General features: G+C 71.7%; 24 protein-coding genes and 3 tRNA genes. 6 read left to right on the top strand and 21 right to left on the bottom strand.

From position 1 onward, the window contains the following. Window positions 1–129 precede the first annotated feature (129 nt). Together PKC53_RS01445 and PKC53_RS01450 are read left to right on the top strand one after the other, a co-directional pair. Window positions 130–348: a hypothetical protein gene (locus PKC53_RS01445; protein ID WP_324425555.1), complete on the top strand. Its 219-nt coding sequence runs from the start codon at window positions 130–132 to the stop codon at window positions 346–348. After that, window positions 327–851, top strand: coding sequence for a PEP-CTERM sorting domain-containing protein (locus PKC53_RS01450; protein WP_324425557.1), 525 nt, complete (start codon window positions 327–329; stop codon window positions 849–851). Before PKC53_RS01445 ends, PKC53_RS01450 begins: the two co-directional genes overlap by 22 nt. Before the next feature lie 74 nt (window positions 852–925). Here the strand turns inward: PKC53_RS01450 and PKC53_RS01455 are convergent. From PKC53_RS01455 to tolB, 7 genes are all read right to left on the bottom strand, one after another. Continuing rightward, window positions 926–1,001, bottom strand: a tRNA-Lys gene (locus PKC53_RS01455). A 42-nt stretch (window positions 1,002–1,043) separates the two neighbouring features. Continuing rightward, window positions 1,044–1,119: transfer RNA gene (locus PKC53_RS01460), tRNA-Lys, on the bottom strand. 19 nt (window positions 1,120–1,138) lie between these two features. Next, window positions 1,139–1,960: a tRNA threonylcarbamoyladenosine dehydratase gene (locus PKC53_RS01465; protein WP_324425559.1), complete on the bottom strand. Its 822-nt coding sequence runs from the start codon at window positions 1,958–1,960 to the stop codon at window positions 1,139–1,141. After that, window positions 1,957–3,072: a YeeE/YedE family protein gene (locus PKC53_RS01470; protein ID WP_324425561.1), complete on the bottom strand. Its 1,116-nt coding sequence runs from the start codon at window positions 3,070–3,072 to the stop codon at window positions 1,957–1,959. The genes PKC53_RS01465 and PKC53_RS01470 overlap by 4 nt, the downstream gene beginning before the upstream one ends. A 64-nt stretch (window positions 3,073–3,136) precedes the next feature. Next, window positions 3,137–3,934, bottom strand: coding sequence for a tol-pal system protein YbgF (ybgF, locus tag PKC53_RS01475; protein ID WP_324425563.1), 798 nt, complete (start codon window positions 3,932–3,934; stop codon window positions 3,137–3,139). Beyond that, complete coding sequence (gene pal / locus PKC53_RS01480) at window positions 3,934–4,500, bottom strand: peptidoglycan-associated lipoprotein Pal (protein ID WP_324425565.1); 567 nt, start codon at window positions 4,498–4,500, stop codon at window positions 3,934–3,936. The genes ybgF and pal overlap by 1 nt, the downstream gene beginning before the upstream one ends. Window positions 4,501–4,570: 70 nt before the next feature. Continuing rightward, complete coding sequence (tolB, locus tag PKC53_RS01485; protein WP_324425567.1) at window positions 4,571–5,842, bottom strand: Tol-Pal system beta propeller repeat protein TolB; 1,272 nt, start codon at window positions 5,840–5,842, stop codon at window positions 4,571–4,573. A 148-nt stretch (window positions 5,843–5,990) separates the two neighbouring features. On the opposite strand from tolB, the gene msbA reads away from it, so the two are divergent. From msbA to PKC53_RS01500, 3 genes are read left to right on the top strand one after another with little or no spacing between them, the layout of a single operon-like run. Beyond that, on the top strand, window positions 5,991–7,721 hold the full coding sequence (msbA, locus tag PKC53_RS01490) for a lipid A export permease/ATP-binding protein MsbA (protein WP_324425569.1): 1,731 nt from the start codon (window positions 5,991–5,993) through the stop codon (window positions 7,719–7,721). Between the two features lie 5 nt (window positions 7,722–7,726). Then, a complete protein-coding gene (locus tag PKC53_RS01495) occupies window positions 7,727–8,323 on the top strand; it encodes a peroxidase-related enzyme (protein WP_324425571.1) in 597 nt (198 codons plus the stop codon). 11 nt (window positions 8,324–8,334) lie between these two features. Then, a complete protein-coding gene (locus PKC53_RS01500; protein ID WP_324425573.1) occupies window positions 8,335–9,243 on the top strand; it encodes a diacylglycerol kinase family protein in 909 nt (302 codons plus the stop codon). Window positions 9,244–9,353: 110 nt separating this feature from the next. On the opposite strand, the gene PKC53_RS01505 is transcribed toward PKC53_RS01500, so the two are convergent. The 11 genes from PKC53_RS01505 to PKC53_RS01555 form a co-directional block, all read right to left on the bottom strand. Then, window positions 9,354–9,430 (bottom strand) — tRNA-Pro (locus PKC53_RS01505). Between the two features lie 36 nt (window positions 9,431–9,466). After that, window positions 9,467–9,904, bottom strand: a complete 438-nt coding sequence (locus PKC53_RS01510) for a MerR family transcriptional regulator (RefSeq protein ID WP_324425575.1) — start codon at window positions 9,902–9,904, stop codon at window positions 9,467–9,469. A 35-nt stretch (window positions 9,905–9,939) separates the two neighbouring features. Then, on the bottom strand, window positions 9,940–10,317 hold the full coding sequence (locus tag PKC53_RS01515; protein WP_324425577.1) for an integration host factor subunit alpha: 378 nt from the start codon (window positions 10,315–10,317) through the stop codon (window positions 9,940–9,942). Window positions 10,318–10,356: 39 nt separating this feature from the next. Then, entirely contained in the window at window positions 10,357–12,780 is a 2,424-nt protein-coding gene (pheT, locus tag PKC53_RS01520; protein ID WP_324425579.1) for a phenylalanine--tRNA ligase subunit beta, read from the bottom strand. Between the two features lie 24 nt (window positions 12,781–12,804). Continuing rightward, window positions 12,805–13,830, bottom strand: a complete 1,026-nt coding sequence (gene pheS, locus PKC53_RS01525; protein ID WP_324425581.1) for a phenylalanine--tRNA ligase subunit alpha — start codon at window positions 13,828–13,830, stop codon at window positions 12,805–12,807. Window positions 13,831–13,918: 88 nt separating this feature from the next. After that, the gene (rplT, locus tag PKC53_RS01530) at window positions 13,919–14,275 is read right to left on the bottom strand and encodes a 50S ribosomal protein L20 (protein ID WP_324425583.1); all 357 of its coding nucleotides are present in this window, start codon (window positions 14,273–14,275) and stop codon (window positions 13,919–13,921) included. A 27-nt stretch (window positions 14,276–14,302) separates the two neighbouring features. After that, the gene (gene rpmI, locus PKC53_RS01535) at window positions 14,303–14,506 is read right to left on the bottom strand and encodes a 50S ribosomal protein L35 (RefSeq protein ID WP_324425585.1); all 204 of its coding nucleotides are present in this window, start codon (window positions 14,504–14,506) and stop codon (window positions 14,303–14,305) included. Between the two features lie 132 nt (window positions 14,507–14,638). Continuing rightward, the gene (gene infC, locus PKC53_RS01540) at window positions 14,639–15,136 is read right to left on the bottom strand and encodes a translation initiation factor IF-3 (RefSeq protein ID WP_324425587.1); all 498 of its coding nucleotides are present in this window, start codon (window positions 15,134–15,136) and stop codon (window positions 14,639–14,641) included. A 120-nt stretch (window positions 15,137–15,256) separates the two neighbouring features. Next, a complete protein-coding gene (gene thrS / locus PKC53_RS01545) occupies window positions 15,257–17,176 on the bottom strand; it encodes a threonine--tRNA ligase (RefSeq protein WP_324425589.1) in 1,920 nt (639 codons plus the stop codon). A gap of 182 nt (window positions 17,177–17,358) precedes the next feature. Further along, on the bottom strand, window positions 17,359–18,441 hold the full coding sequence (locus tag PKC53_RS01550; RefSeq protein WP_324425591.1) for a phospholipase: 1,083 nt from the start codon (window positions 18,439–18,441) through the stop codon (window positions 17,359–17,361). A 43-nt stretch (window positions 18,442–18,484) separates the two neighbouring features. Beyond that, complete coding sequence (locus PKC53_RS01555; protein WP_324425593.1) at window positions 18,485–20,800, bottom strand: Tex family protein; 2,316 nt, start codon at window positions 20,798–20,800, stop codon at window positions 18,485–18,487. 218 nt (window positions 20,801–21,018) lie between these two features. Here PKC53_RS01555 and PKC53_RS01560 point away from each other — a divergent pair, with 218 nt between their 5' ends. Then, entirely contained in the window at window positions 21,019–23,052 is a 2,034-nt protein-coding gene (locus PKC53_RS01560; protein ID WP_324425595.1) for a PKD domain-containing protein, read from the top strand. A gap of 37 nt (window positions 23,053–23,089) precedes the next feature. On the opposite strand, the gene PKC53_RS01565 is transcribed toward PKC53_RS01560, so the two are convergent. The 3 genes from PKC53_RS01565 to PKC53_RS01575 are packed head-to-tail and all read right to left on the bottom strand — an operon-like array spanning window position 23,090 to window position 26,630. Next, complete coding sequence (locus tag PKC53_RS01565) at window positions 23,090–23,980, bottom strand: alpha/beta hydrolase (RefSeq protein WP_324425597.1); 891 nt, start codon at window positions 23,978–23,980, stop codon at window positions 23,090–23,092. Further along, window positions 23,980–24,843 (bottom strand): alpha/beta fold hydrolase, encoded by an 864-nt coding sequence (locus PKC53_RS01570; protein ID WP_324425599.1) that lies wholly within the window; start codon window positions 24,841–24,843, stop codon window positions 23,980–23,982. Before PKC53_RS01570 ends, PKC53_RS01565 begins: the two co-directional genes overlap by 1 nt. Window positions 24,844–24,884: 41 nt before the next feature. Then, window positions 24,885–26,630: a wax ester/triacylglycerol synthase family O-acyltransferase gene (locus PKC53_RS01575; protein WP_324425600.1), complete on the bottom strand. Its 1,746-nt coding sequence runs from the start codon at window positions 26,628–26,630 to the stop codon at window positions 24,885–24,887. Window positions 26,631–26,651 lie beyond the last annotated feature (21 nt).

The raw sequence follows: 26,651 nt of genomic DNA on the forward strand, positions 1-26,651 counted from the left end.
TGCGGGGGGGGCTGTCTCGGAGACCTTGATCGAACACAAGAACGCCGTGCGAAGGTCATGCTGTCATGAGTTCGAGAGATCGAGGTTTGCGGAGGTCCACACATGAGGCGGTCAGGCATTCGGAGTTGGGTGGTCGGCCACGCGCTGTCACTGCTGATCGGTTTGTGCGCAAGCGCAGCCGTTGCCGGAACCGTCGTCTACGACGCGGCCGCGGACTTTTCTGCAACGAACAATCCGAACGGGGTCTGGTCGTACGGCGCGAAGCAGCAGGTCGGCGGCGCCTTCACTCCCTACTCGCGCACGAAGGTCGACGGCGGGAACGATACATGGTTCGAACTGGATTCCTGATCTACTCACAGGTCTGGGGCATCGAGCCGTGGATCGCGTACGACGGAATTTCCTCGCACCTGCTGATGCACCCGGGCGTGATCACGTACCCGTACGAGCAGTACAACAAGCTGCCGTATTCGGTGCTGCGCTGGACAGCGCCCGCCGACGGGATGTACGAGGTTGATGCCCGGTTCTTCGGGTTCGGGTTCGCCAACTTCGAGCCGGGCACAACCACGGACGTGCACGTGCTGCTCAACGAGGTCGCGCTGCTCGACGCCTACATCGTGGGCCCTTCGGCACAACAGCTCTTCGCGGGCAGGCGGTTCTTCGCGGCTGGGGATACGCTGGACTTCGCCGTCGGGCCGGCGACCGATGTCGGCCCGCTATACGACTACCAGGGCGACATGACGGGCTTGTCGCTCGCCATCACCGCCGTCCCCGAGCCCGCGACCGCGCTGCTTCTCTGCGCAGGCCTGGCGGGGCTGATCGGGATGCGACGCACACGGGGGTCCATGAGCTGACCGCGCCGTCGAACCGGCAGCAGCCGATGGCAAGACGGCCCACGCGTCGCTGCGTGAGCCGCTCGGGTGTGTCTTGGTGGGCCCTGTAGGATTCGAACCTACGACCAACGGATTAAGAGTCCGCTGCTCTACCAGCTGAGCTAAGAGCCCGTTGCCTCGCGGCGTGTCGTCTGCGCCGGACCTTCGATCCGGTGGTGGGTCGTGCAGGATTCGAACCTGCGACCAACGGATTAAAAGTCCGCTGCTCTACCAGCTGAGCTAACGACCCCCGTTGGCAGCGCCGCGAATTATAGCCATCTCGATCGCAGCGCCGGCAGCGCCCACAGCAGCTGTCGCACCGCCTCGCCGGCGGCCACCAGGCCGAAGGTCGCGGTCACCGTGACGGTCGACCCGTAGCCGGCGCAGTTCAGGCTGCCGTCGACGTCGCCGCCGTCGGCCGGCCGGTGCACGCGCTCCTTCGAGTACACGCAGCGCAGCCCCATCGCCTCGCCGCCGCGCGGCGCACCGTGGTCGCGGCGCAGGCGCTGGCGCAGCGACGCCAGCAGCGGGTCGTGCGTGACGTGGGCCAGGTCGTCGACCGCGACCGCCTGCGCCGAGAGCTTGCCGCCGGCTGCACCGACGCCGACGAAGGGCACGCCGCTGCGCATCGCCCAGGCGGCCAGCGTCAACTTGGCACCAATGCCGTCGCAGGCGTCGATCACCACATCGACCGGCTGCGGCAGCAGCGCGGGCCAATTCGCCGCGTCGACGAACTCCTCCACCGCCTGCACGTCGCAACCGGGGTGGATGTCGGCCAGCCGCTCGCGCAACGCCAGTACCTTGGCCTGCCCCACGGTGGCGCCGCGGGCCTGCACCTGGCGGTGGATGTTGGACTCGCTGACGTGGTCCAGGTCGATCAGCGTCAGACCGGCCACGCCGCAGCGCGCCAACGCCTCGGCGGCCCACGACCCGACGCCGCCGACACCCACCAGCGCCACGCGCGCGGCGCGCAGCAAGCGGTAGCCGTCGTCGCCGTACAGGCGGCGCAGCCCGGCGAACCGACGCTCGAGGTCGGCCTCTTCGCCACCGACGCTGCCCGCGTCGGCCAACCCCTCGGACGCAGCGCTCACGCCTGCCGCTCCAGCCGCCACGCCTGGTAGCGCACGCCGAGCACCGCGCCGCCGACGATGCCGCCCAGCGCGATGAAGCTGCCCAGCGCCAGCGTCGACACGCCGGTCAGCCCCTGGCCCACGGTGCAGCCGTAGGCGGTGACACCGCCGATGCCCATCAGCGCAGCGCCGACGATGTGATTGGCCAGGTCCTCGACGCCGCCGAAGCCCTCCCAGCGGAACGTGCGGCTGGCCAGCGCCCACGCCGCCGACCCGGCAACCACGCCGAACACCGAGACGACGCCCAGCGTCAGGCGCTTGTTCGCGTCGCTGAACAGGATCAGCCAGTCCAGCGCGTAGGCGATCGGCGCGACGAAGGTCAGCGACTCCATGCTGCGCGTGTTCGTCGCCAGGTACACCGGCTCGAGCGTGTCGGGGTGCTCGGGCACGAAGCCCATGCGCCCGGACACCCACCACACCGCGACGATCACCGCGCCGATGCCCACGCCGCCGAGCAGCGTCTCGGGCGCGCGCCCCTCGGCGCGCGCGAGCGCCCATGCCACCAGCGCGCCGCCGAACGCCAGCCCCAGCACGCCGGCCAGCAGCGGCACCGGCGCGCCGCTGGCGTGCGCCAGCAGCGACGGCAGGTCCTGCCCCGCGGGCAGCGTCAGCGCGACGCGGTCGACGCTGTCGACGCGCCACACGGCGGTGATGCCGCGCAGCGTCATGTACGAGGTCACCGACAGCGTGAGCAGCACCACCAGCGCCTTCAGGCTGCCGCCGCCCACGCGCACCAGCGACTTGCTGCCGCAACCCGACGCCAGCACCATGCCGAAGCCGAAGACGACTCCGCCGGCCAGGTTGGATAGCCAGATCAGTCGCTCGGTGGCGTACACGCTGTCGCCGGCACGCACCCAGCCCAGCGCGACCATCGCGTTGAAGCCGATCATCGCGGTGCCGATCGCCAGCACCCACATGCGCATGCGCGACCAGTCGCCGAAGTTGACGATGTCGGTGACGGCGCCCATCGTGCAGAAGTGCGTGCGCTGCGCGATCGCGCCGAACAGCGCCGACAGCACGAACACGGCCCACAACACGTGCCGCGTCAACGACGCGACGTCGACGGTCTCCATCGGATGATTCTAGAGACCGGCCCACCCCGCCCTGCGGGTACGCACGGGGACCGGCACGCTCGGCTCAGCGCAGCGCGGCGAGACGGTCCTTCGCCGCCGCCGCGGCCTCTGAGCGCGGGTAGGCCTTCTGCAGGTCGGTCAGCGTCGTGCGCGCCGCGCGCGTGTCCTTCGTCTCGATCTGCGCGTTGGCCACCGCGAGCATCGCCTCGGGCGCGCGCGGGTGGTTCGGCGACTTGGCGACGAACTCGCGCAGCACCGCGATCGCGCCGGCGTGGTCGCGCTTGCCGTACAGCGCGTTGCCCAGCCAGAAACGCGCCGACGGCGCATAGCCGCCGTCGGGCCAGCGCTTGACGAACGCCGCGAAGGCGTCGGCGGCACCGGCGAAGTCGGCGCCGCGCAGCAACGCCAGCGCGGCGTCGTAGTCGCGCTTCTCGGCCGCTTCGGCGAGGAACTCCTGCCCGTCAAGCGTGACCTTCTGCGGCTCGAACCGGCGCAGCCGCTCGTCGATGGCCTGCGTCAGGTCGAGCTGGCGGCGCTGCAACTCGGCGATGTCGCGCGCCAGCGTCTCGTCGCTGCCGCGCAGCCGCGCCACCTCGCCACGCAGTTGCTCGAGCTGTGCGTTCAGGTCGACCAGCCCGCGGCGCAGCAGACCGATCTGCTCGAGCAGGTCGGCGTTGGCACGCGTGTGCTGCTCGAGCTGCGCGCGCAGCCGCTCGTTGTCCTGTTCGACCTTCGCGCGCAGGTCGACGATGGCCTTGCGCGCCTCGTTGTCGGGGAACAGCTGCGCCTGCGCCACGGGGGCAACCCCCAGCAGCGACAGCAGCAACGCGGCCGCGGCGGCCAGCGATCGCGGCGCGGGCATCAGCGGTCCTTCAGCTCGGCGCGCCGGTTCTTCGCCCACGCGTCCTCGTTGCTCGCGGCCACGGCCGGGCGCTCCTCACCGAAGCTCACCGCCTCGAGCTGCGCGTCGTCGACGCCGAGCAGCGTCAGCGAGCGCAGCACCGCCTCGGCGCGGCGCTGGCCCAGCGCCAGGTTGTACTCGCGCCCGCCGCGCTCGTCGGTGTGGCCCTCGATGACGACGCGCTGGTTGCGGTTGGCCACGAGCCGCTTCGCGTGCGCCTCGACCAGCGGCTGGAACTCGCCCTTGACGACGTAGCTGTCGAAATCGAAGTAGACGACGCGGTCGAGCGTGGTGGCGGCTGCGGCCTGCCGGCCCAGGTCGACGCTGGCGACCTGCGACTGGCCCGCACCGGCACCGGTCGCGCCGCTGCCCGCCGCACCGGCCGCGGCGCCGTCCACCGGCACCGGCGTGCGCGACTCGACCGGCGGCGCCTTGTCGTCGAGCTTCACCGGCGTCGAGCACCCGGCCAGCCCGAGGGCGGCCAGGGCCAGCAGGCCGGTGGCGAGGGTTGCACGCATCGAAGTCATGGCTGGATCTCCCTTCGGTTCAAGAAAACGTTCGATCGGGTGCGGGCGGCGCGGCGTGCGCGGCACGAAGTCAGCGCCCGTAGGGCCCCCACACGGGTTCGCGCACGTCGGCGCCCGAGGCGGCCAGGCGCGTCTTGATGCGCCCGTCGAGCGTGCTGGTCATCAGCACGTCGCGCCCGCCGGCGCGCGTGGCGTAGATGACCAGGCGGCTGTTCGGCGCGAAGCTCGGGCTCTCGTCGTCTTGGGTGTCGGTCAGCGCGGTCACCTTGCCGCCGGCCAGCTCCATCGTCATCAGCCGGAACGCGTTGCCGCTGCGCGTGACGTACGCCAGCGTGCGCCCGTCGGGGCTGATCGCCGGGCTGATGTTGTAGCTGCCCTCGAAGCTCACGCGCTCGGCGGCACCGCCGGCCACCGGCATGCGGTAGATCTGCGGGCTGCCACCGCGGTCGCTGACGAAGTACAGCGTGCGCCCGTCGGCGGTGAACGCGGGCTCGGTCTCGATCGAGGTGCCCTGCGTCAGCCGACGCGGCTCGCCACCGGCCGCAGCCAGCAGGTACAGGTGCGAGCCGCCGTCGCGCGACAGCGTCAGCGCCAGCTGGCTGCCGTCGGGCGACCAGGCCGGCGCGCTGTTGCTGCCGCGGAAGTTCGCCAGCACGCGGCGGCGCCCGCTGGCCACTTCCTGCACCCACACCACCGCCTTCTGCGACTCGAACGACACGTAGGCCAGCTGCTTGCCGTCGGGCGACCAGGCCGGCGAGATGATCGGCTCGGGGCTGGCCAGCGCCACCTGCGCGTTCTCGCCGTCGGCATCGGCCACGTGCAGGGTGAAACGTCCGTTGCTTCGCGTCACGTAGGCGATCCGCGTGGCGAACACGCCGGGCTCGCCGGTGAGTTGCCGGTACACCGCATCGGCGACGCGGTGCGCCGCCAGCCGCAGGTCGGCCGCCGTCACCGCCTGGCTGCTGCCGCCCAGGTCCTCGCCCTTGACCACGTCCCACAGCTTGTGGCGCACGTCGAAGCGCCCGTCGGCGAGCCGGGTCACCGAGCCGAGCACCAGCGCGTCGACGGCGCGCGCGCGCCACTCGGCCATCACCGGCAGCGAGGTTTCGTCGAGCACTCCGGGCGCGTCGACGCCGCGGAACAGCCCGCTGCGTTCGAGGTCGGCGCGCACGATGGCGGCGATCGGCTGGCCGCCAGCGGCCTCGTCGCGAAAGCGCGCCACCGACACCGGGATCTGCGTCGCGCCGACGCCGCTGATCTCGACGCGGAACTGCGCCAGCGCCGGCGCCACCGCGCCCAGGCCCAGCGCACCGATGAACCTTCTGCGTTGCGGATTCGTCATGGTCGGGAAGGACCCCGCCGGCGCGCAGAGGTTCAGTCGACGGGGATCGAACGGCATGAGCAGAGAAGCGGTGCGGCGGCTTCGGTCGACAAGCCGGCCATTGTAGGCACGCCCTGCCGCGATAATCCGCGCCAGTTCCGCCACCCTCATGCCGACCCTGCGCCAGCGCCTCGCGCGCATCGCCCCGTACTTCCGCTCGAGCCGCAAGGGATTCGTCGCCGCCATCGCCGCCGCGGTGGTCGGCGCGGCGACCGAACCGATGATCCCGGCGCTGCTGCAGCCGCTGCTCGACCGCGGGTTCAGCGCCGGCGGCATCCCGCTGTGGACGATCCCGGTGGCCATCATCGGGCTGTTCCTGGTGCGCGGCGGCGCCGCGTTCGTCACCCAGTACGCGCTGTCGTGGGCCACCACGCGCGGCGTGCTCGAGCTGCGCCAGGCGATGTTCGCGCACCTGATGCGCGCCGCGCCGGCGCTGTTCACGCGGCAGTCGGCGAGCAGCCTGACCAACACGCTGGTCTACGAAGTGCAGCAAGGCGCGCAGCAGCTCGTCAACGCCAGCCTGACCCTGCTGCGCGACTCGCTGACGCTGCTCGCGCTGCTGGGCTACCTGCTGTGGCTGAACTGGAAGCTCACGCTGTTCGTCGCGGTGCTCGCGCCGGCGATCGTGTTCGTGATCCGCACCGTCAGTCGCCGGTTGCACCGGCTCACGCGCGCGGTGCTGTCGGCCAACGACGAACTCGCCTACGTGGTCGAGGAGAACGCGCTGGCCTGGCGCATCGTGCGCCTGCACGGCGCGGCGGCCGAGCAGTCGGGGCGTTTCGCTCGCGCCAGCGAACAGCTGCGCCGCCTGACCGTGAAGTCGGTGGCCGCCGGCGCGACGATGTCGCCAATCACCCAGCTGCTCGCCGCCTGCGCGCTGTCGGCGGTGATCGCGCTGGCGCTGTGGCAGAGCCGCGACGGCGGCGTCACGGTGGGCAGCTTCGTCGCCTTCGTCACCGCGATGCTGATGATGCTCTCGCCGATCAAGCACTTGTCCGACGTGGCCGCGCCGATCACCCGAGGGCTCGCCGCGCTCGAACGCGGCGTCGCGCTGCTCGACGACCACCCGCGCGAGCGCGGCGGCACGCACGCGCCGGCCTCGGGCCGCGTGCGCGGCGAGATCGAGCTGCGCGGCGTGTCGCTGCGCTACGCCGACGACCAGCCGTGCGCGCTCGATGACGTGGACCTGGTGCTGCACGCCGGCGAGACCGTGGCGCTGGTGGGCCCGTCGGGCGCCGGCAAGTCGACGCTGGTGCACCTGCTGCCGCGTTTCGTCGAACCCACCGCCGGCGAGGTGCGGCTCGACGGCGTCGTGCTGCCGCAGTGGGACACCGACGCGCTGCGCCGGCAGTTCGCGCTGGTCAGCCAGGACGTGGTGCTGTTCAACGACAGCGTCGCCGCCAACGTCGCGCTCGGCGGCACGCTCGACCGCGATCGCGTGCGCGACGCGCTGCGCGGCGCGCACCTGCTCGACTTCGTCGAGCGCCTGCCCCAGGGCATCGACAGTGCGATCGGCCACAACGGCAGCCAGCTCTCGGGCGGGCAGCGCCAGCGGCTGGCGATCGCGCGCGCGATCTACAAGGACGCGCCGGTGCTGATCCTCGACGAGGCCACCTCGGCGCTCGACAGCGAATCCGAACGCGCGGTGCAGGACGCGCTGGACACGCTGATGCGCGGGCGCACGACGATCGTCATCGCGCACCGGCTCAGCACCATCGAGCACGCCGACCGCGTCGTGGCGATGGAGCATGGCCGCATCGTCGAACAGGGCCCGCCGGCGGCGCTGCTCGCCGCGGGCGGCCTGTATGCCAGACTGCACGGACTTCAATTCAGGAGCTGAGGACCATGACCGAACGCCCGCCGATCAGCCGCTACCCGGTGCCCGCGCTGAACGACCTGCCCGAAGACATCCGCGCACGCATCCTCGAGGTGCAGGACAAGGCCGGCTTCGTGCCCAACGTGTTCCTCGCCTTCGCGCACCGGCCGGCCGAGTGGCGCGCCTTCTTCGCCTACCACGACGCGCTGATGCTCAAGGACGGCGGCTCGCTGACCAAGGGCGACCGCGAGATGATCGTCACCGCCACCAGCGCGGCGAACCACTGCCTGTACTGCGTCGTCGCGCACGGCGCGATCCTGCGCATCTACGAGAAGAAGCCGCTGGTGGCCGACCAGGTCGCGGTGAACCACCGCAAGGCCGACATCAGCCCGCGCCAGCGCGCGATGCTCGACTTCGCGATGAAGGTCTGCCTGCGCTCGCACGAGGTCGACGACGCCGACTTCGCCGCGCTGCATGCGCACGGCTTCGACGACGAGGACATCTGGGACATCGCGGCGATCACCGCGTTCTTCGGCCTGTCGAACCGCATGGCCAACGTCGCGGGCATGCGGCCCAACGACGAGTTCTACCTGATGGGCCGCGTGCCCCGCGCACCGAAGGCCTGACGCGGCCCGCGATGGCAGCCGCCGACGCCGTCGCGGCGCTGGTGCTGCTCAACCGCTGTGCGCGCGGCGCACGCGCGCTCGAGCCGGCCATCGGCGACGCGCTGGCCGCCGCCACCCCCGCCACGCGCTGGCTCGCCACCGACGACGCCGGCGCCGCGCGCGACGCCGTCGCCGCATTGCCGCGCCGCACGCGCGTGGTCGTCGTCGGCGGCGACGGCACGTTGCACCAGCTGCTACCCGCGCTGCTGGCGGGCGACCACGAGCTTGGCGTGGTGCCCGCGGGCAGCGGCGACGACAGTGCGCGCGCTTTCGGGCTGCACGGGCTGCCGTGGCGCGACGCGCTGAGGCACGCGCTGGGCGGGCCGGCCCGCGCCGTCGACGTCGGCGAGCTGCGCACGGTGCATGGTGCGCGGCCGTTCGTCTCGAGCCTGTGCGCCGGCTTCGACGCTGCGGTCTCGGCGCGCGCGCTGCGCATGCCGCGAGGCTTCGGCGGGCTGCCGCGCTACCTGCTGGCCACGCTGGCCGAGATCGCGCAACTGCGGCGCCAGCGCGTGTGCGTGCACGCCGACGGCGCCGCGGTGCACGACGGCGAGGTGCTGTTCGCTTCGGTGGTCAACACGCCGACCTACGGAGGCGGCATGCCGGTCGCCCCGCCGGCGGCGATCGACGACGGCCGGCTCGATCTGGTCGTCGCGGGCCGATTCGGTCGCGCCGGCGCGCTGGCGATGCTGCCGCGGCTGCTGCTCGGCCGCCACCTCGGCCACCCGCGCGTGCGGCATGCGACCTTCACGACGCTGCGCATCGAAGCCGACGCGCCGCTGCCGCTGGCCGCCGACGGCGAGGTACTGCCCGAAGCGAGCGTCGTCGAGGTGGCGGTGCGGCCCGCAGCGCTGCGTGTGGTGCGTGCCCGGTCGAGCTGACGCGGCGAGCGCGACGTGACCGTTGAGCTTCAGCACTGGCGCATCGCTCGCGCGCCGTGCCTGGAAGCAAGAAGCCCGGTGCCTTGTGGACACCGGGCTCTGCGGTTCGATGGTCGGGGCGGCGGGATTCGAACTCGCGACCCCTTGCACCCCATGCAAGTGCGCTACCAGGCTGCGCTACGCCCCGACGAAGCGTGCAAGTATACCCTCGGTGACGCGCCGATCAGACGCCGAGCAGGTCGCGGATCGCGAGCAGCTCGGTGCGCACGCGCGCCAGCGACAAGGTGCCATCGCCTGCTTCGATCACGGGGGCGGCGGTGGCGTGCGGCAGCGCGTCGGCATCGCAGGCCTCGTCGCGCGCGTCGGTCGCTGCGACCGCGGCCGCACCGGCCGACGCCCCGCGCCCGCTGCCCTCGGCCAGCCGGTTGCGCGCACCGCTGATCGTGAAGCCCTGCTCGTAAAGCAGGTCGCGGATGCGGCGGATCAGCAGCACCTCGTGGTGCTGGTAGTAGCGCCGGTTGCCGCGCCGCTTGACCGGCTTGAGCTGCGTGAACTCCTGCTCCCAGTAGCGCAGCACGTAGGGCTTGACGCCGCACAGTTCGCTGACCTCACCAATCGTGAAGTAGCGCTTGGCGGGAATCGGCGGCAGGCCCTTGTCCATGCGGATCGATGCGTCGCGGCGACGGCGTCGGGACTCTACTCGAACTCACCCGCGGTCGGGATGTCGCCCTGCACGACGCCCTTGAGCTTGTGGCTCGCGTGGAAGGTCACGACGTGCCGCGCCTTGATCGGGATCGACTCGCCGGTGCGCGGGTTGCGCCCCGGTCGCGGCGCCTTGCGGCGGATGTTGAAGTTGCCGAATCCCGAGAGCTTGACGTCACCACCCTCGACCAGCGACGCGTGAATGATGTCGAAGAAGGCCTCGACCATGTCCTTGGACTCGCGCTTGTTCAGGCCCAGGCGCTCGAACAGCAGTTCGGCGAGGTCGGCCTTGGTCAGCGTCGGCGTCTCGAGCGTGGGCAGGATCACGCGCGCCGGCGCGGCGGGGGGCTCGTGGCTCGGGTCGTCGCTCATCGTCGTTGTCCTCGGTCGTTCTTCGATCGGCGTGCCGGTTCAGGCGCGCAGCCGCGCACCGAGCTGGCGCTGCAGGCGCTCGAGCACCTGCGCCACCGCCGCATCGATGCGCTCGTCGGTCAGCGTCGCGTGGTCGTCGAGCAGTTCCAGCCGCACCGCCAGGCTGCGCTCGTTCGCGCCGATGCCGGCCACCGGCTGGCTCGGCTTGTAGAGGTCGAACAGGCGCGCTGAACGCAGCAGCCCGTCGCCGGCGCCGATCGCGGCGAGCAGCGCGTCGTGGGTCACCCCGTCGGCGACCACCAGCGCCAGGTCGCGCCACGCCGGCTGCTGCCGCGGCAGCGGCTCGAACTGCGGCACCTCGCGGGCGGTCAGCGCCGCGAGCTCGACCTCGAACAGCACCGGCGCGTGCGGCAGGTCGTAGCCCTGGCGCCACTTCGGATGCAGTTCACCGACCCATCCTACGGGCCTGCCGTCGACCTCGATGCGCGCGCTGCGCCCCGGGTGCAGCGCCGGGTGCGGCGCGGGAACGAAACGCGGCGCGCGCGGCGCAAACAGCGCCTCGACGTCGCCCTTGACGTCGAAGAAGTCGACCGTGCGCTCGCGCGCGCCCCACTGCAGGTCGTCGGCCGCGCCGTACGCCAGCGCCGCGACGCGCATCGGCTGGTGCACCCCGGCCACCGTGGTGTCGCCGTCGCGCACCGAGGCGTCCTTCATGAACACGCGGCCGATCTCGAACACGCGCACGCGCGCGGTCTTGCGCGCCAGATTGTGGCGCAGCACCTGCACCAGCGAGCCGACCAGGCTCGATCGCATCACCGCCAGCGGCGCGGCGATCGGGTTGAGCACCTTGATCGGGTCCGGGTTGCCGGCCAGTTCGTGCTCCCAGCGCTCCTCGACGAACGAGAAGCCGATCGTCTCCTGGTAGTCGAGCGCGGCCAGCAGGTGGCGCAGCCGGTGCGCGCTGCGCAGGCGTTCGGGCTTCACGTGGGCGACCACCGGCGCCAGCGGCGGCGTCGAGGGCAGGCGGTCGTAGCCGAGCACGCGCACCACCTCCTCGATCAGGTCCTCCTCGATCGCCAGGTCGAAGCGCCAGCTCGGCGGCGTCACCGTCAGCGTGCCGTCGCCCTCGGCGAACGGCAGGCCGAGCCGGCGGAACACCTCGGCGCACTGCGCTTGCGTCACCGGCATGCCGATCACCTTGCTCGCGCGCGCGACGCGCAGAGCAACCGGCGGCGGCGCCGGCAGGTTCACGACCTGGTCGTCGACCGGCCCCGGTTCGCCGCCGCAGATGTCGACGATCAGCTGCGTGAGGCGCTCGATGTGCTCGACCGTCAGCGCCGGATCGACGCCGCGCTCGAAGCGGTGCCCGGCGTCGGTCGCGAAGTTGTAACGCCGCGACCGCCCCGCCACCGCCTTCGGCCACCAGAACGCGGCCTCGACGTAGACGTTCCTCGTCTCGTCCGCGACCGCGGTGGCATCGCCGCCCATGATGCCGGCCAGCGACTCGACGGCCCGCGCGTCGGCGATCACGCCGACCTGCTCGTCGACCTCGATCGTGCTGCCGTTGAGAAGCTTCAGCGTCTCGCCGGGGCGACCCCAGCGCACGACGAGCTTGTCGTGGATCTTGTCGAGGTCGAAGATGTGCGACGGGCGGCCGTACTCGAACATCACGTAGTTCGAGATGTCGACCAGCGCGGTGACGCTGCGCTGGCCGCAGCGCGCCAGGCGCTCGACCATCCACGCCGGCGTCGTCGCGGTGGTGTCGACGCCGCGCACGACGCGGCCCGAGAAGCGCCCGCACAGGTCGCTCGCCTCGACGACGACCGGCAGCGTCGCGCCGTGGCGTGGCTGCACCGCGGCGATCGCCGGGGTGTTCAGCGGCGCTCCGGTCAGCGCCGCGACCTCGCGCGCGATGCCGTACACGCTCAGGCAGTGCGCCAGGTTGGGCGTGAGCTTGAGCGTGAACAGCGTGTCGTCGAGGTTCAGGGCCTCGCGCAGATCGGCGCCGACCGGCGCGTCGCTCGCCAGTTCGAGCAGGCCGCCGTGGTCATCGGAGAGTTTCAGCTCGCGCGCCGAGCACAGCATGCCGTGGCTGTCGACGCCGCGCAGCTGGCCGACGCGGATCTCGAACGGCGCGCCGCCCGGCTCGGTGGGCGGCAGCTGCGCGCCGACCAGCGCCAGCGGCACGCGGACGCCGGCGCGCGCGTTGGGCGCGCCGCACACCACCTGCAGCAGTCCGCCGGCCGTGTGTTCGCCTGCCGCGACCTTGCACACGCGCAACCGGTCGGCATTGGGGTGCGGCATGGCATCGACGATCTCGCCGACGACGACCTTCGAGAACGCAGGCGCCACCGCCCGCAGCTCCTCGACCTCGAGGCCGGCCATGGTCAGCAGGTCGGCCAGCTCCTGCGTGCTCAGCGGCGGGTTGCAGAACTCGCGCAGCCAGGATTCAGGGAATTGCATGGTGTTCGAACTCGCGCGCGGGGCTCACTGGAACTGGGCCAGGAAGCGCAGGTCGTTGTCGAAGAACAGGCGCAGGTCGCCCACGCCGTAGCGCAGCATCGTCAGCCGGTCCGGGCCCATGCCGAACGCGAAGCCGATGTAGCGCTCTGGGTCGAGGCCGAAGTTGCGCACCACGTTCGGATGCACCTGCCCGGCGCCCGAGACCTCGAGCCAGCGGCCCTTCAGCGGACCGGACGAGAACGCGATGTCGACCTCGGCCGACGGCTCGGTGAACGGGAAGAAGCTGGGCCGGAAGCGCAGTTCGAGGTCGTCGGTCTCGAAGAAGCGGCGGCAGAAGTCGGCAAACACCGCCTTCAGGTCCTTGAAGCTGATGTTCTCGCCGATCCACAGCCCCTCGCACTGGTGGAACATCGGCGAGTGCGTGGCGTCGCTGTCGACGCGGTAGGTGCGCCCGGGCGCGATGACGCGGATCTCGGGCATCGGATCGGCGCCGGCGTGGCGCTTGACGTGCTGCACCGCGTGTCGGACCTGCATCGGGCTGGTGTGCGTGCGCAGCAGGTAGCCGCCCTCGACGTAGAAGGTGTCGTGCATCGAGCGCGCCGGGTGGTCCTCGGGCGTGTTCAGCGCGGTGAAGTTGTACCAGTCGTTCTCGATCTCGGGGCCTTCGGCGACGTCGAAACCCATCGACGCGAAGATCGCCTCGATGCGCTCCATCGTGCGGCTCACGGGGTGCAGCCCGCCGCTGCCGCGGCGACGCCCGGGCAGCGTCACGTCGAGCGCCTCGGCGCGCAGCTGAAGCTCGAGCTCGGCGTCGGCCAGCGCCTGGCGGCGCGCCTGCAGCGCGGCCTCGATGCGCTGCTTGGCGGCGTTGATCTCGGCGCCGCGCTCGCGCTTGGCCTCGGGCGCGAGCGCCGCCAGCGACTTCAGCAGCTCGGTCACCCGGCCGGCCTTGCCGAGGTAGCGCGCCTTCGCGTTCTCCAGTTCGGCCGGCGTGGTTGCCGCGTTGAACTCGGTCGTGGCGCCGGCCACCAGGTTGTCGAGATCGTTCATCGGTAGTCGAAAGACAAAAAAAGGCCGCCCCCGAAGGTGACGGCCTTCATGCTTGCGGCACCCCGGCGGCGACGCCGGAGCGACGGGGTCAAGCGAGCTGGGCCTTCACCTTCTCGACGATGCTGCCGAACGCAGCCGGGTCGTTGACGGCCAGATCGGCCAGCACCTTGCGGTCGATGTCGATCTGCGCCTTCTTCAGGCCGGCCATGAACTTGCTGTAGGTCACGCCGAGCTCGCGGCTGGCCGCGTTGATGCGCGCGATCCACAGCGCGCGGAACACGCGCTTGCGGGTGCGGCGGTCGCGGTAGGCGTACTGGCCCGCCTTCATCACCGCCTGCTTGGCGATGCGGAAGACGTTCTTGCGGCGGCCGCGGAAGCCCTTGGCGAGCTTCAGGATCTTCTTGTGGCGGGCGTGGGCGGTGACACCACGTTTGACGCGAGGCATGCTCGTTCTCCTTTCGTGCTCAGGCGGTCACAGACCGGCGAACGGCATCATCGCCGCGATGTGGCCGGTATCGCGCTCGTGCACGTTGGCGCTGCCGCGCAGCTGGCGCTTTCGCGTCGTGCTCTTCTTCGTGAGGATGTGGCGCTTGTAGGCCTGACCGCGCTTGACGGTGCCTCCCGGGCGCACGCGGAACCGCTTGGCCGCGCTCTTCTTGGTCTTCATCTTGGGCATGACTGCTCCTTCTATGTGACCCCTGCAGGCGACGCCGGCACCCGGCGCGCTTGTTGGCCTGCAGCGGCTTGTCTTCGCCAGCCGCGGCGACCGACCGCGGCGGCGAAATCCTTCATCCGAACGTCGCCGGCGCTACTTGCGCTTCGGCGCCAGCACCATGATCATCTGCCGCCCCTCGAGCTTGGGCATGTGCTCGACCACCGCCACGTCGGCCAGTTCGTCGCGGATGCGCTCGAGCAGCCGCATGCCGATCTCCTGGTGCGTGATCTCGCGGCCGCGGAAGCGCAGCGTGACCTTGCCCTTGTCACCGTCCTCGGCGATGAAGCGGCGCAGGTTGCGCATCTTGATCGCGTAGTCGCCCTCGTCGGTGCCGGGCCGGAACTTGACCTCCTTGACCTCGATGACCTTCTGCTTCGACTTGGCCTCGGCCGCCTTCTTCTGTTCCTGGTACTTGAACTTGCCGTAGTCCATCAGCCGGCACACCGGCGGATCGGCCTGGGCGGCGATCTCGACCAGATCGACGTCGTACTCGCCTGCGAGCCGCAGGGCCTCCTGGATCGGGACGATGCCCAGCGGCTCGTTGTCCGGGCCGTTGAGCCGCACCTGCGGCGCCATGATCTCCCGGTTCAACCGGTGTTTGCGGATGTCGTTCGGCGTACGACGGTCGAAGAAAGTAGCGATGGTCCGAACCTCTCGAGGACCGCAGGCGAGTCGCGGTCCGATGAAAAAAACGAAACGCGCGCCCGGCCTTCAGACCTTGGCCGCGACGTCGCCAGCGAGCTTCGCGATGAACTCGTCCAGCGACATCACGCCGAGATCCCGATTGCCCCGGGCGCGCACCGCAACGGCGCCGCTCGCCTTTTCCTTGTCGCCCACGACGAGGATGTACGGCACCTTCTGCAACGAATGCGCGCGGATTTTATACGTGATCTTGTCGGCGCGCAAATCCGCCTCGACTCTAACTCCTTGTTTTTGAAGCGTTTTCGCCACGTCCGCCGCGTAGTCGGACTGGCCCTCGGCAATCGAGCACACGACCACCTGCAGCGGCGCCAGCCACGCCGGCAGCGCGCCGGCGTGCTGCTCGATCAGGATGCCGATGAAACGCTCGAGGCTGCCGACGATCGCGCGGTGCAGCATCACCGGGTGGCGCCGGCTGCCGTCCTCGGCGACGTACTCGGCGCCCAGGCGCTGCGCCATCGAGAAGTCGACCTGCATCGTGCCGCACTGCCACTCGCGGCCGAGCGCGTCCTTCAGCGTGTACTCGATCTTCGGCCCGTAGAAAGCGCCGTCGCCCGGCGCGATGACGAACTCGCAGCCCGAGGCGCGCAGGCTTTCCATCAGCGCATGCTCGGCCTTGTCCCAGATCTCGTCGCTGCCGATGCGCTGCTCGGGACGCGTCGCGACCTTGTACAGGATCTCGGTGAAGCCGAAGTCGGCGTAGACCTTCTGCAGCAGCGCGGTGTAGGCCACGCACTCGGGCAGGATGTGGTCCTCGGTGCAGAAGACGTGGCCGTCGTCCTGCGTGAAGCCGCGCACGCGCATGATGCCGTGCAGTCCGCCGGTGGGCTCGTTGCGGTGGCAGGCGCCGAACTCGCCGAAACGCAGCGGCAGGTCGCGGTAGCTCTTGACGCCCTGCTTGAAGATCAGGATGTGGCCGGGACAGTTCATCGGCTTGAGCGCGTAGTCGCGCTTCTCCGACTCCGTCGTGAACATGTTCTCGCGGTACTTGTCCCAGTGCCCCGTCTTCTCCCACAGCGTCTTCTCGAGCAGTTGCGGGCCCTTGACCTCGAGGTAGCCGTTGTCGCGGTAGACGGCGCGCATGTACTGCTCGACCTGCTGCCACAGCGCCCAGCCCTTCGGGTGCCAGAACACGAGCCCCGGCGCATGCTCGTCGAGGTGGAACAGGTCGAGCTCGCGGCCGAGCTTGCGGTGGTCGCGCTTCTCGGCCTCCTCGAGCATCGTCAGGTACTTCTGCAGGTCGTCCTTCGTCGCCCACGCGGTGCCGTAGACGCGCTGCAGCATCTCGTTGCGGTGGTCGCCACGCCAGTAGGCGCCCGCCACCTTCATCAGCTTGAAGTGCCTCAGCCGGCCCGTGCTCGGCACATGCGGCCCGCGGCACAGGTCCTCGAAGCCGCCTTCGCGGTACAGGCTGACCTCCTCGCCCGGCGGGATGCTCGAGATGATCTCGGCCTTGTAGTGCTCGCCCTGCGCCTTGAAGTGCGCCACCGCCTCGTCGCGCGGCAGCACGCGGCGCACCACCGGCTCGTCCTTGGCCGCGAGCTCGCGCATGCGCTGCTCGATCGCCGCCAGGTCGTCGGGCGTGAACGGTCGCTTGTACGAGAAGTCGTAGTAGAAGCCGTTGTCGATCACCGGGCCGATCGTGACCTGTGCGTCGGGGAACAGCTCCTTGACCGCATAGGCCAGCAGGTGCGCCGTCGAGTGGCGGATCAGCTCGAGGCCGTCGGGGTCCTTGTCGGTGACGATCGCCAGTTCGACGTCGGCTTCGATGCGGTGGCTCGTGTCGACCAGCCGGGCGTCGGTGCCGCGGCCGATGCGCCCGGCCAGCGCCGCCTTGGCCAGGCCGGGGCCGATCGACGCCGCGACCTCGGCCACCGAGACCGGGCCGGGGTACTCGCGTTTCGAACCATCGGGCAACTGGACGGAAATCATGGGGACAGCTCCAGAGACGACAAAGCGCGGACGGGCCGCGCTCGATCGGACGACGGACAGGGGCGCGATCGACCGCGGCGGCTCAACCTCCGAAGGTGGTGAACGTAGTTCGCGGTGTCATAACCCGTCGCTGCCTTTCTCGCTCTTGCTGGTGAAACGGTGCCTGCGATTGTAATCGCAGCTCAGTCCAGCGGCTGCGCGTCGATCGACGCGCGCTGCACCATGTCGGCAAACTCGTCGGCCAGCCGCCGGCTCTCGTCCAGTGCGCGCGACCACACCGCGACGCGGCCGTCGAAGTCGTCGCCGAAGACTTTGAAGTCGTTGCGATCCGGCAGCTTCGCGCCCGGCAGCGTCGCGATCCACTCGGCGCTGGGCGCGAGCACGACGACGTTGGCCAGCCGCCCGCTGGCGCGGTGACGGTGGCGCAGCGCCTTGTCGAGCCAGCCGGGCACGATCTGGCGCTGGAAGTGCGGGTACAGCACCAGCCCCTCGTGCATCGACGCGTAGTCGAGGTGCAGGTGGTAGTCGGTGATGCCGCCGTCCCAGTACGCGCCGGGCGGCGCGCCGGGAACGTCGCGCACCGCCTCGAGCCAGAACGGGATCGAGCAGCTCGCCAGGATGCTCGGCTGCAGGTTCGCGGCGTCGAGCGCCACGACGCGGGTACGGTAGTCGCGCAGGTGCAGCGGCAGCGCCTCGCGCGGGTCGGAGAACACCACGCGCTCGAGCCAGCCGCCCATCGCGCGACGGCTCACGGCGTTGGTCGCGAAGGCGCCGACGTAGCCCAGCGGCGTCGTCACCCGCGATCCCAGCCTGCCCTCGCGCCCCAGCAGGTGCCGGCCGCGGCTGGTGAACACGTGCAGCCGGTAGCGCGGGCTGCCGAGTACCTGCGCCTCGCGGCCACCGAAGCGCTCGGCGAGCTTGGCGCCGAACACCGCGCTGACGTGGCGCGGCGTCGGCGCCCTGCCCGGTGCATGCTCGTAGCGCTGGTGGATGTAGTCGTCGGCCAGCCGTGCCAGCGCCGCGTCGGCGTCGGGCAGGCTGGCGCAGGCCATGCGCCAGGCGCCGATCGACGCACCGGCCAGGTGCACGACCTGCGATGCGCCGGCCAGCCAGTGGCCGAAGACGAAACGGTCCAGCGGGTTGAGCACCAGCCCCTTCGGCCCGCCGGCGGCCGCCGGCACGACGCGCACGTCGGCCGCGCGCAGGCCGACCTCGCGCAGGCGCGCGCGTGCACGGGGGCCGGCAAACACCTCGAGCGACTTCATCGCGCGCAGCCCCCTCGGGCGACACGCCGCCGGTGCGCGCGCCTCACCGCTTGCCGGACAGCCGCGCGAACGCCGCCGCCATGGCGCCCTGCGGCCGCGCCTGGTCGCCGCGCATGCGCTCGCGGTGCGCGCCGGGTCGATCGCCACCGGCGGCGTCGCGCGCCGGCACCGAGGCGTCGAGCCTCATCGTCAGCGCGATGCGCCGGCGTTCGATGTCGACCTCGAGCACCTTGACCTTGACGATGTCGCCGGTCTTCACGACCTCGCGCGCGTCGCGCACGAAGGTCTTGGCGAGCTGGCTGACGTGCACCAGCCCGTCCTGGTGCACGCCGAGGTCGACGAAGGCGCCGAACTGCGCGACGTTGCTCACCGTGCCCGCGAGCACCATGCCCGGGCTCAGATCCTTGATGTCCTCGACGCCGTCGTTGAAGCGCGCCACCAGGAAGTGCGGCCGCGGGTCGCGCCCGGGCTTCTCGAGCTCGGCGACGATGTCGCGCACGGTGATCGTGCCGAAACGCTCGTCGGCGAAGGTCTCGGGCCGCAGCGCCTTGAGCACGTCGGTGCACCCCATCAGCTCGCCGACCGTGCGCCCGGTGGCGGCGAGCAGCCGGTCGACCACGGGGTAGCTCTCGGGGTGCACGCCGGTCATGTCGAGCGGGTTGTCGCCGCCCCGGATGCGCAGGAAACCGGCGGCCTGCTCGAAGGTCTTCGGCCCGAGCCCGCCGACCTCGAGCAGCTGCCGCCGGTTGCGGAACGCCCCCTGCGCGTCGCGCCAGCGCACGATCGCCGTGGCCACCGACGCGCTCAGCCCCGACACGCGCGCCAGCAGCGGCACCGACGCGGTGTTCAGGTCGACGCCGACCGCGTTGACGCAGTCCTCGACCGCCGCGGCGAGCGCGCGCGCGAGCTCGGCCTGGTTGACGTCGTGCTGGTACTGCCCGACGCCGATGCTCTTCGGGTCGATCTTCACCAACTCGGCCAGCGGGTCCTGCACGCGGCGCGCGATGCTCACCGCGCCGCGAAGGCTGACGTCGAGGTCGGGCAGCTCGGCGCTGGCCAGCGCGCTGGCCGAGTACACCGACGCACCGGCCTCGCTGACCACGACCTTGTCGAGCTTCGCGCCGGGCACCAGCTGCTGCACGCGCCTGACGAGGTCGGCGGCGAGCCGGTCGGTCTCGCGGCTCGCGGTGCCGTTGCCGATCGCCACCAGGGTCACGCCGTGCGCGGACACCATCCGCCCGAGCGTGTGCAGTGCGCCGTCCCAGTCGCGCCGCGGCTCGTGCGGGAACACCGTGGCGGTGTCGAGCACCTTGCCGGTGGCGGACACCACCGCGACCTTCACGCCGGTGCGGATGCCCGGGTCGAGCCCCATGACGACGCGCGGGCCGGCCGGCGCGGCGAGCAGCAGGTCGCGCAGGTTCTCGGCGAAGACCTTGATCGCGGTCGCCTCGGCCGCTTCGCGCACCCGCGCGAACAGGTCGCGCTCGAGGCTCAGGCTGAGCTTGACCTTCCAGGCCCAGGCCACGGTCCTGCGGATCAGGTCGTCGCCGGCGCGGCCGGCGTGGCTCCAGCCGAGGTGGCGCGCGATGCGGCCCTCGGCCAGCGACGGGGTGCCCGGCTCGGCCTGCTCGTCGAGCACCAGCCGCGCGTCGAGCACCTCGAGCGCGCGGCCGCGGAACACCGCCAGCGCGCGGTGCGACGGCACCTTCGCGATCGGTTCGGCGTACTCGAAGTAGTCGCGGAACTTGGCCACGTCGGCCTGCTGCGCATCCTTGCCCGACGCGAGCCTCGCCTGCAGCCGGCCCTCGGCCCACAGCCACTCGCGCAGCGCGCCGACCAGCGTCGCGTCCTCGGCCCAGCGCTCGGCGAGCAAGTCGCGCACGCCGTCGAGCACGGCGTGCGCGTCGGCGAAACCGGCGTCGGCGTCGACGAACGCGGCGGCCTCGGCCAACGGGTCGAGTCTCGGGTCGGCGAACAGGCGGTCGGCCAGCGGCTCGAGCCCGGCGTCGCGCGCGATCGCGCCCTTGGTGCGGCGCTTCGGCTTGTACGGCAGGTACAGGTCCTCGAGGTCCTGCTTGGTCGGCGCGGCCTCGATCGCGGCGCGCAGTTCGGGCGTGAGGCGACCCTGCTCGTCGATGCTGCGCAACACCGTGGCGCGGCGGTCCTCGAGCTCGCGCAGGTAGGCCAGCCGCGCCTCGAGCTCGCGCAGGTGCGTGTCGTCGAGGCCGCCGGTGGCCTCCTTGCGGTAGCGGGCGACGAAGGGCACGGTGGCGCCACCGTCGAGCAGGTCGACCGCAGCGGCCACCTGCGCCGGGCGTACCTTCAGCTCGCCGGCGATCTGCAGCAGGATCTTGTCCAAGGGCAAACGTGTCGCGCAAGGGTTCGAAGGGGGCGCAGTGTGCCATCGAAGCGCCCGCTGGCAGGCGCTGCGCCGCAGTGCGCAGCCCTTCACGCGCCGCGCGCCTGTTACGTGCCGGCCGCGATGAACTCACAAACGCTTGCGCCTGGTTGCCGTGTGCCGCCCGCAACATCGGCGACGCGGTGCGACGAGGCACCGCGCCCTTCGAAGGATCCCGCATGAGAGCATTCCTGCAGGTGGCGCTGCTCGCGCTGGCCACCGCGACGAGCGCCGCCCTGGCGCAGCCGGCTTCCCCCCCGGGCGCGGCCGCGCCGCCGGCCAGACCGCCGTTCCCGCAGATCCAGCTGCCCGAGCGCAAGTCGCACGGCCAGCGCGCAATCGACCTGCTCGGCAGCCGCCTGCCCGAGGTGGCCGCGTGGTACGGCAAGTCGCCCGACGAGTTCCGCCAGCTGCTGCTCACCGACCGCAGGCTGAAGATCGACCAGCGCGGCCGCCTGTTCGTCGAGGAGGAACTCGACGCGCCGCTGCCCGCCGGCACGCCGGCCGGCGCCGCGTCGGACTCGCTGAGCGGCGCGCTGGCGCCGCTGGACCAGACCTTCGCGCTGCACAGCCGCCCCGGCGCGAAGCGCACGATCTACCTCAACTTCCGCGGCGCGGTGCTCAGCGGCACGGCGTGGAACAGCAACGGCAACACGATCACCGCGCTGCCGTTCGACACCGACGGCGTGCCCTACGCGTTTTCGCAGGCCGAGCTCGAGCGCATCCAGTACATCTGGCAGCGTGTCGCCGAGGATTACGCGCCGTTCGACGTGAACGTGACGACCGAACCACCGTCGGCCGACCGGCTCACGCGCAGCGGGTCGGCCGACGACGTGTTCGGCACCACCGCGCTGATCACGCACAGCACCGGCGTGTACAGCTGCAGCTGCGGCGGCGTCGCGTACATCGGCGTCTTCGACGACACGTCCGACACCTACAAGCCGGCGCTGGTGTTCTACAACCAGCTCGGCGCGGGCCACGAGAAGTACGTCGCCGAGGCGGTGTCGCACGAGGTCGGGCACAACCTGGGCCTGCTGCACGACGGCACGTCGGGCACCGGCTACTACGGCGGCCACGGCAGCGGCGCCACCGGGTGGGCGCCGATCATGGGCGTGGGCTACTCGAAGAGCCTGGTGCAGTGGAGCAAGGGCGAGTACGCCGGCGCGAACCAGAAGCAGGACGACTACGTGGTGATGGGCCAGAACGGCCTGGCGCACCGTGCCGACGACCACGGCAACGACGCCGGCGCCGCGACGCCGGTGGTCGGCAGCACGGCCGGCGGCGTGACGACGCTGGCGGTCACCGGCGTCATCGAACGACCGGGCGACGTCGACGTGTTCGCCTTCACGGCCGGTGCCGGCGCCGCCAGCTTCGCCCTCGCGCCGGCGGTGCGCTCGGCCAACGTCGACGCGCAGCTCGACCTGCACGACGCCTCCGGCCGGCTGCTCGCCAGCGCCAACCCCGCGGACGCGCTGAACGCCTCGCTGAGCACGACGCTGCCCGCCGCCGGTTCGTACCACCTCAGCGTGCGCGGCGTCGGCAAGGGCGACCCGCTCAACGGCGGCTACTCGAACTACGGCAGCCTCGGCCAGTACGCGCTGACCGCCTCGGTGGCGCCGACCGCGGGACAACCGCCGGCCGCGGTCATCGCCGCGGCCCCGACCCGGGGCACGGTGCCGCTGGCGGTGAGCTTCTCGGGCGCCGGTTCGTCGGACCCCGACGGTTCGATCGTCGCCTACGCCTGGAACTTCGGCGACGGCACCTCGGCCACCGGCGCGACGGCCGCGAAGACCTACCCGGGCGCCGCCACCTACACCGCGGTGCTCACCGTCACCGACGACAGCGGCCTGACGGCGCAGCGCAGCGTGACGATCACCGCCGAGGCGCCGGTCGTGGCCGTGCCGATGCACGTCGGCGCCATCGCGATGGGCCTGACGCGGACCAAGGCGCAGACCCGCGCGACCGCGGCGGTGACCGTGCGCGACGGCAACGGCCATGCCGTGCCGGGGGCGACCGTGAACGGCAAGTGGAGCGGGCTGACCGCGGGCACGGGCAGCGTCGTCACCGGCAGCAACGGTGTGGCGACGTTCACCTCGGCGAACTCGAAGGCCCGCAGCGGCACCTTCACGTTCAGCGTGACCGGCGTCGCGCTGTCGGGCTACGCCTACGACAGCGCCAACGACGTCGAGACGACCGACTCGATCTCGTACTGACCGCGGCCGCACCGCATCCGAAGTGCCGCGGCAGGCTTCAGGCCTGCCGCGCCCGCGCCGCGTTGTGCGCGATGCCGTCGGCCAGGCGCGGCAGCAGCGCCTGCGGCAGGTCGTGGCCCCAGCCGGGGATGACCTCGATCTCGGCCGGCGCGATCTTGCTCACCAGGTCGTGCGCGGCGGCCACGCGCACCAGCGGGTCGTCGCGCCCGTGCATCACTCGCGTCGGCGCGACGATGCGGCGCAGCAGGCGCGAGCGGTCGCCGTCGGCGGCGATGGCCAGCAGCTGGCGCGTCGCGCCGGCCGGGTGGAACGCGCGCTGCATCGCGGCCTGCAGCCGCACGGTGAGCTCGGTCGGGTCGGGCCGGTGGGCGGGGCTGGAAATCATCGTCAGCAGGCGGTGCATCTGCTCGAGCGCCGCGGCGCGGTCGGCACCGGTCGGACGGCGCAGCAGCGCGCGCCGCACCACCGGCGCCGGCGGCGGCAACCTGCGGTCGCCCGAGCTGGTCATCATCAGCGTCAGGCTGCGCACGCGCTGCGGGTGCCTCGCCGCGACGTGCTGCGCGATCATCCCGCCCATCGACGCGCCGCACACATGGGCACGGTCGATGCCCAGCGCGTCGAGCACGCCCACCGTGTCGGCCGCCATGTCGGCCAGCGCGTACGGCGCGCGCACCGGCAGGCGCAGCGTGTAGCGCAGCGCGGCCCAGCCGATGCTGGGCACGCCGAGCTCGTCGAACCACTGGCTCAGCCCGATGTCTCGGTTGTCGAAGCGGATCACGCGAAAGCCGCGCGCCTGCAGCGCGGCGACGAGTTCGTCGGGCCAGGCGACGAGCTGCATCGCCAGCCCCATCACCAGCAGCAGCGGTTCGCCCCCGGGCGGGCCGCAGTCGTCGACCTCGATGCCGACGCCGTTGGCGACGACGCGCATCAGCGCCCCGACGCCGCGGCCAGCGGGCCTTCGTGCGTGGTGCGGAAGAACCACCGACGCGCGCCCTGCGCGTCGAAACGCCGCCAGTGCGCCGGATCCTGCGCGAGGCGGTCGGCGATCGCGTACAGCGCCAGCGGGTTCATGCCCATGCCGATGTGGCTGGCGTGCACCTCGACGTTCTCGGCCAGCGGGTGTGCCGGGTCGTTGAGGCTGCATTGCCACGCGACGATGCCGTCGGTCTTGCTGTAGATCGACGTCGTGGGCACCGGGGGTGGCTCGCGCAGCAGCGCCAGCAGTTCGTCGTCATCGGTGTGCTGGCCGCTGACCAGCTCGTAGAAGCGCCAGGCGTTGGTGGCGCGCGGGTGGCCCGCGAACGGCGTGCCGAGCGTGATCACGCAGCGCACGTGCCCGGGCTGCTCCTTGGCGATCTCGCGTGCGTACACGCCGCCCAGGCTCCAGCCGATCAGGCTGACCTTCTCGCGGTGGCGCTCGGCGGCCTGCGCGACCATCGCGCGCGTCGCGTCGAGCACGCCGTGACGCGGCCCGAAGTTGAAACCCTGGCGCCACGGGTACGGCGTGTAGCCGCAGCCACGCAGGAAATGGCGCAGCGGCAGCGTCGTGATGTCCGAAGCACCCAGGCCCGGGAACACCAGCACCGGGTGTCCGTCGCCGGGCGGCAGGCGCCGCAGCCAGGGCAGCGCGGCGAGCAGTGCGGCCCACTCCCACGGCGCGCGCCCCTCGAGCATCATCAGCCAGGGGCCCGGCGCCTGCAGGCGCGCTGCGCTATCGGCGGCTTCGGCGCCGGCGTCGATCGACGCCGGCGGCAGGGCGATCGTGGGACGCGGTCGGCGGTGAACGGGCATGGTCTTGTACAGCGTACCCTGGCGGGCACCTGCCATGCATGCTAGCGACTGCGCTTGCGTTTGGCTGGAGCGCTTGCCCTAGGTGCGCGTGTCGCCTTCGAGACAGTGTCACGCACACCGCCCACCACGCTGCCGACCGTCTTCGCCGCCATGTCGGGCACGACGCGGCCGAGCAGCCGCATCGCCTGCGTGCTCCCCAGCGTCTGCCCCACCGCCGAGCCCATCGCGCTGCCGAACGCCGTCGCGCCGCGTGCGGCGTCGACCACCGACTTCGGCACCGCCAGGTTGACCACCTGCTCGAGCTCGCGCCCGGCGCGGCGCGCCACGCCGCGCGCGATGTCGCCGGCGCTCGGCGGCTCGTCGCCGGGCAGCGGCAGCGCACGCAGGTCGTCGAACGCCACGCGGATGTCCTCGGCGAGCAGCCGCACGTCGGGCATCGCGAGCGCGTCGGCCATCAGGCCGAAGTCCAGCGACTGGTCGTAGCTCTGCACCGTGATGTTCAGCGCGAGCCCGTGCACGACGATCGAGGTCGGGTGGTTCGTCAGCATGCGCGCGCCGGCCAGGTACAGCGGCGCCGCCGGCCCGGGCACGTTGGAGATCACCAGGTTGGCGACGCTGGGGATGCGGTCGGCGACGCGCGCCTTGCCGTACAGCTTGGTCGCCGCCTCGAGCAGCCAGGGCACGCCGATCGACGGGTAGTCGGTCGGCAGCACGCCCTTGAGCGCGCCCATCGTGTCCTTCATCGCCGCGGTGGCGGCCCTGACGTGTGCCAGCCGCTTCAGCGGGTCGGCCAGGTGCGTGCCCAGGCTGACCAGGCTCATCGACGCCTGGTTGTCGCTGCTCGCGTCCCCGGCCTCGCGCAGCGAGATCGGCACCGCCGCGATCATCGACTTGCGCGGCAGGTTGCGCTGGCGCCCGAAGTAGCGCCGCAGCGCCGAGCCGCACACCATCAGCACCATGTCGTTGATCGTCGCGCCGTGGGCGCGCCCGAGCAGGCGCACCTCGTTGAGCGGCAGCGACACCGCGGCGAACGCGCGGCCGACGCCGACCGACACGTTCAGCGGCGTGCGCGGCGCCAGCGTGACGTTGCTGAAGCCCTTGTCGCGCCCGGCCAGCGCGCGCGACGCGGCGCCGCCCAGCGTGCCGACGGTCGCCGGCAGCTCGCGCACGATTTTCGCGACCTGCTGCACCTCGGCGCCGAAGGCGCTGCGCAGCATCTCGACGACGCCGGGCACGATCTCCGGCGACCGCGCGGCCGCCTTCACCTTCGGCAGCGTGCGCGGCTGCGGCGTGAGGTCGAGGATCGCGTTGGCCAGTGCCACCGCGGCCTGGCCGTCGACCGCGGCGTGGTGCAGCTGCGTGTACAGGCCCACGCGCCGGCGCCCTTCGACGCTCGGGCCGAGGCCTTCGAAGACATGCATCTTCCACAGCGGGCGTTCGCGGTCGAGCAGCACCGCGTGCAGGCGGCCGACCTCGGCCTCGAGCTCGGGCATGCCGCTGCCGTGGCGCGCCGTCTTCGGCAGTCGCAGTTCGACGACGTGCTCGCGCAGGTCGGGTTCGGCGTCGATCCACGCCGGGTTGGCCAGGTTCAGCGGCATCCACCACAGCCGCCGGCGCAGCGCCGGCGCCACCGGCAGGCGCGACTTCAGGTGGCGGCGCAGGTCGTTGACGAAGCGCCCGCGATAGCCGGCCGGCAGCTCGAGCACGTGCAGCGCGCCGACGTGCATCGGCATCTGCGGTGTCTCCAGGTGCAGGAACAGGGCGTCGAGGCCGGACAGGTGGTTCATCGCGTTGCCGTGGAAAGCGGA

It is taken from the genome of Azohydromonas sp., from assembly GCF_035325925.1.
Lineage (GTDB): Bacteria > Pseudomonadota > Gammaproteobacteria > Burkholderiales > Burkholderiaceae_C > Calidifontimicrobium.

Bases quoted from the DNA above. Each gene is read 5' to 3' on its own strand.
- PKC53_RS01450 (WP_324425557.1), top strand. From the start codon at position 327: ATGGTTCGAACTGGATTCCTGATCTACTCACAGGTCTGGGGCATCGAG.
- PKC53_RS01470 (WP_324425561.1), bottom strand. From the start codon at position 3,072: ATGGAGACCGTCGACGTCGCGTCGTTGACGCGGCACGTGTTGTGGGCC.
- ybgF (WP_324425563.1), bottom strand. From the start codon at position 3,934: ATGCCCGCGCCGCGATCGCTGGCCGCCGCGGCCGCGTTGCTGCTGTCG.
- pal (WP_324425565.1), bottom strand. From the start codon at position 4,500: ATGACTTCGATGCGTGCAACCCTCGCCACCGGCCTGCTGGCCCTGGCC.
- tolB (WP_324425567.1), bottom strand. From the start codon at position 5,842: ATGACGAATCCGCAACGCAGAAGGTTCATCGGTGCGCTGGGCCTGGGC.
- msbA (WP_324425569.1), top strand. From the start codon at position 5,991: ATGCCGACCCTGCGCCAGCGCCTCGCGCGCATCGCCCCGTACTTCCGC.
- PKC53_RS01495 (WP_324425571.1), top strand. From the start codon at position 7,727: ATGACCGAACGCCCGCCGATCAGCCGCTACCCGGTGCCCGCGCTGAAC.
- PKC53_RS01500 (WP_324425573.1), top strand. From the start codon at position 8,335: ATGGCAGCCGCCGACGCCGTCGCGGCGCTGGTGCTGCTCAACCGCTGT.
- PKC53_RS01510 (WP_324425575.1), bottom strand. From the start codon at position 9,904: ATGGACAAGGGCCTGCCGCCGATTCCCGCCAAGCGCTACTTCACGATT.
- PKC53_RS01515 (WP_324425577.1), bottom strand. From the start codon at position 10,317: ATGAGCGACGACCCGAGCCACGAGCCCCCCGCCGCGCCGGCGCGCGTG.
- pheT (WP_324425579.1), bottom strand. From the start codon at position 12,780: ATGCAATTCCCTGAATCCTGGCTGCGCGAGTTCTGCAACCCGCCGCTG.
- pheS (WP_324425581.1), bottom strand. From the start codon at position 13,830: ATGAACGATCTCGACAACCTGGTGGCCGGCGCCACGACCGAGTTCAAC.
- rplT (WP_324425583.1), bottom strand. From the start codon at position 14,275: ATGCCTCGCGTCAAACGTGGTGTCACCGCCCACGCCCGCCACAAGAAG.
- rpmI (WP_324425585.1), bottom strand. From the start codon at position 14,506: ATGCCCAAGATGAAGACCAAGAAGAGCGCGGCCAAGCGGTTCCGCGTG.
- thrS (WP_324425589.1), bottom strand. From the start codon at position 17,176: ATGATTTCCGTCCAGTTGCCCGATGGTTCGAAACGCGAGTACCCCGGC.
- PKC53_RS01550 (WP_324425591.1), bottom strand. From the start codon at position 18,441: ATGAAGTCGCTCGAGGTGTTTGCCGGCCCCCGTGCACGCGCGCGCCTG.
- PKC53_RS01560 (WP_324425595.1), top strand. From the start codon at position 21,019: ATGAGAGCATTCCTGCAGGTGGCGCTGCTCGCGCTGGCCACCGCGACG.
- PKC53_RS01565 (WP_324425597.1), bottom strand. From the start codon at position 23,980: ATGCGCGTCGTCGCCAACGGCGTCGGCATCGAGGTCGACGACTGCGGC.
- PKC53_RS01570 (WP_324425599.1), bottom strand. From the start codon at position 24,843: ATGCCCGTTCACCGCCGACCGCGTCCCACGATCGCCCTGCCGCCGGCG.
- PKC53_RS01575 (WP_324425600.1), bottom strand. From the start codon at position 26,630: ATGAACCACCTGTCCGGCCTCGACGCCCTGTTCCTGCACCTGGAGACA.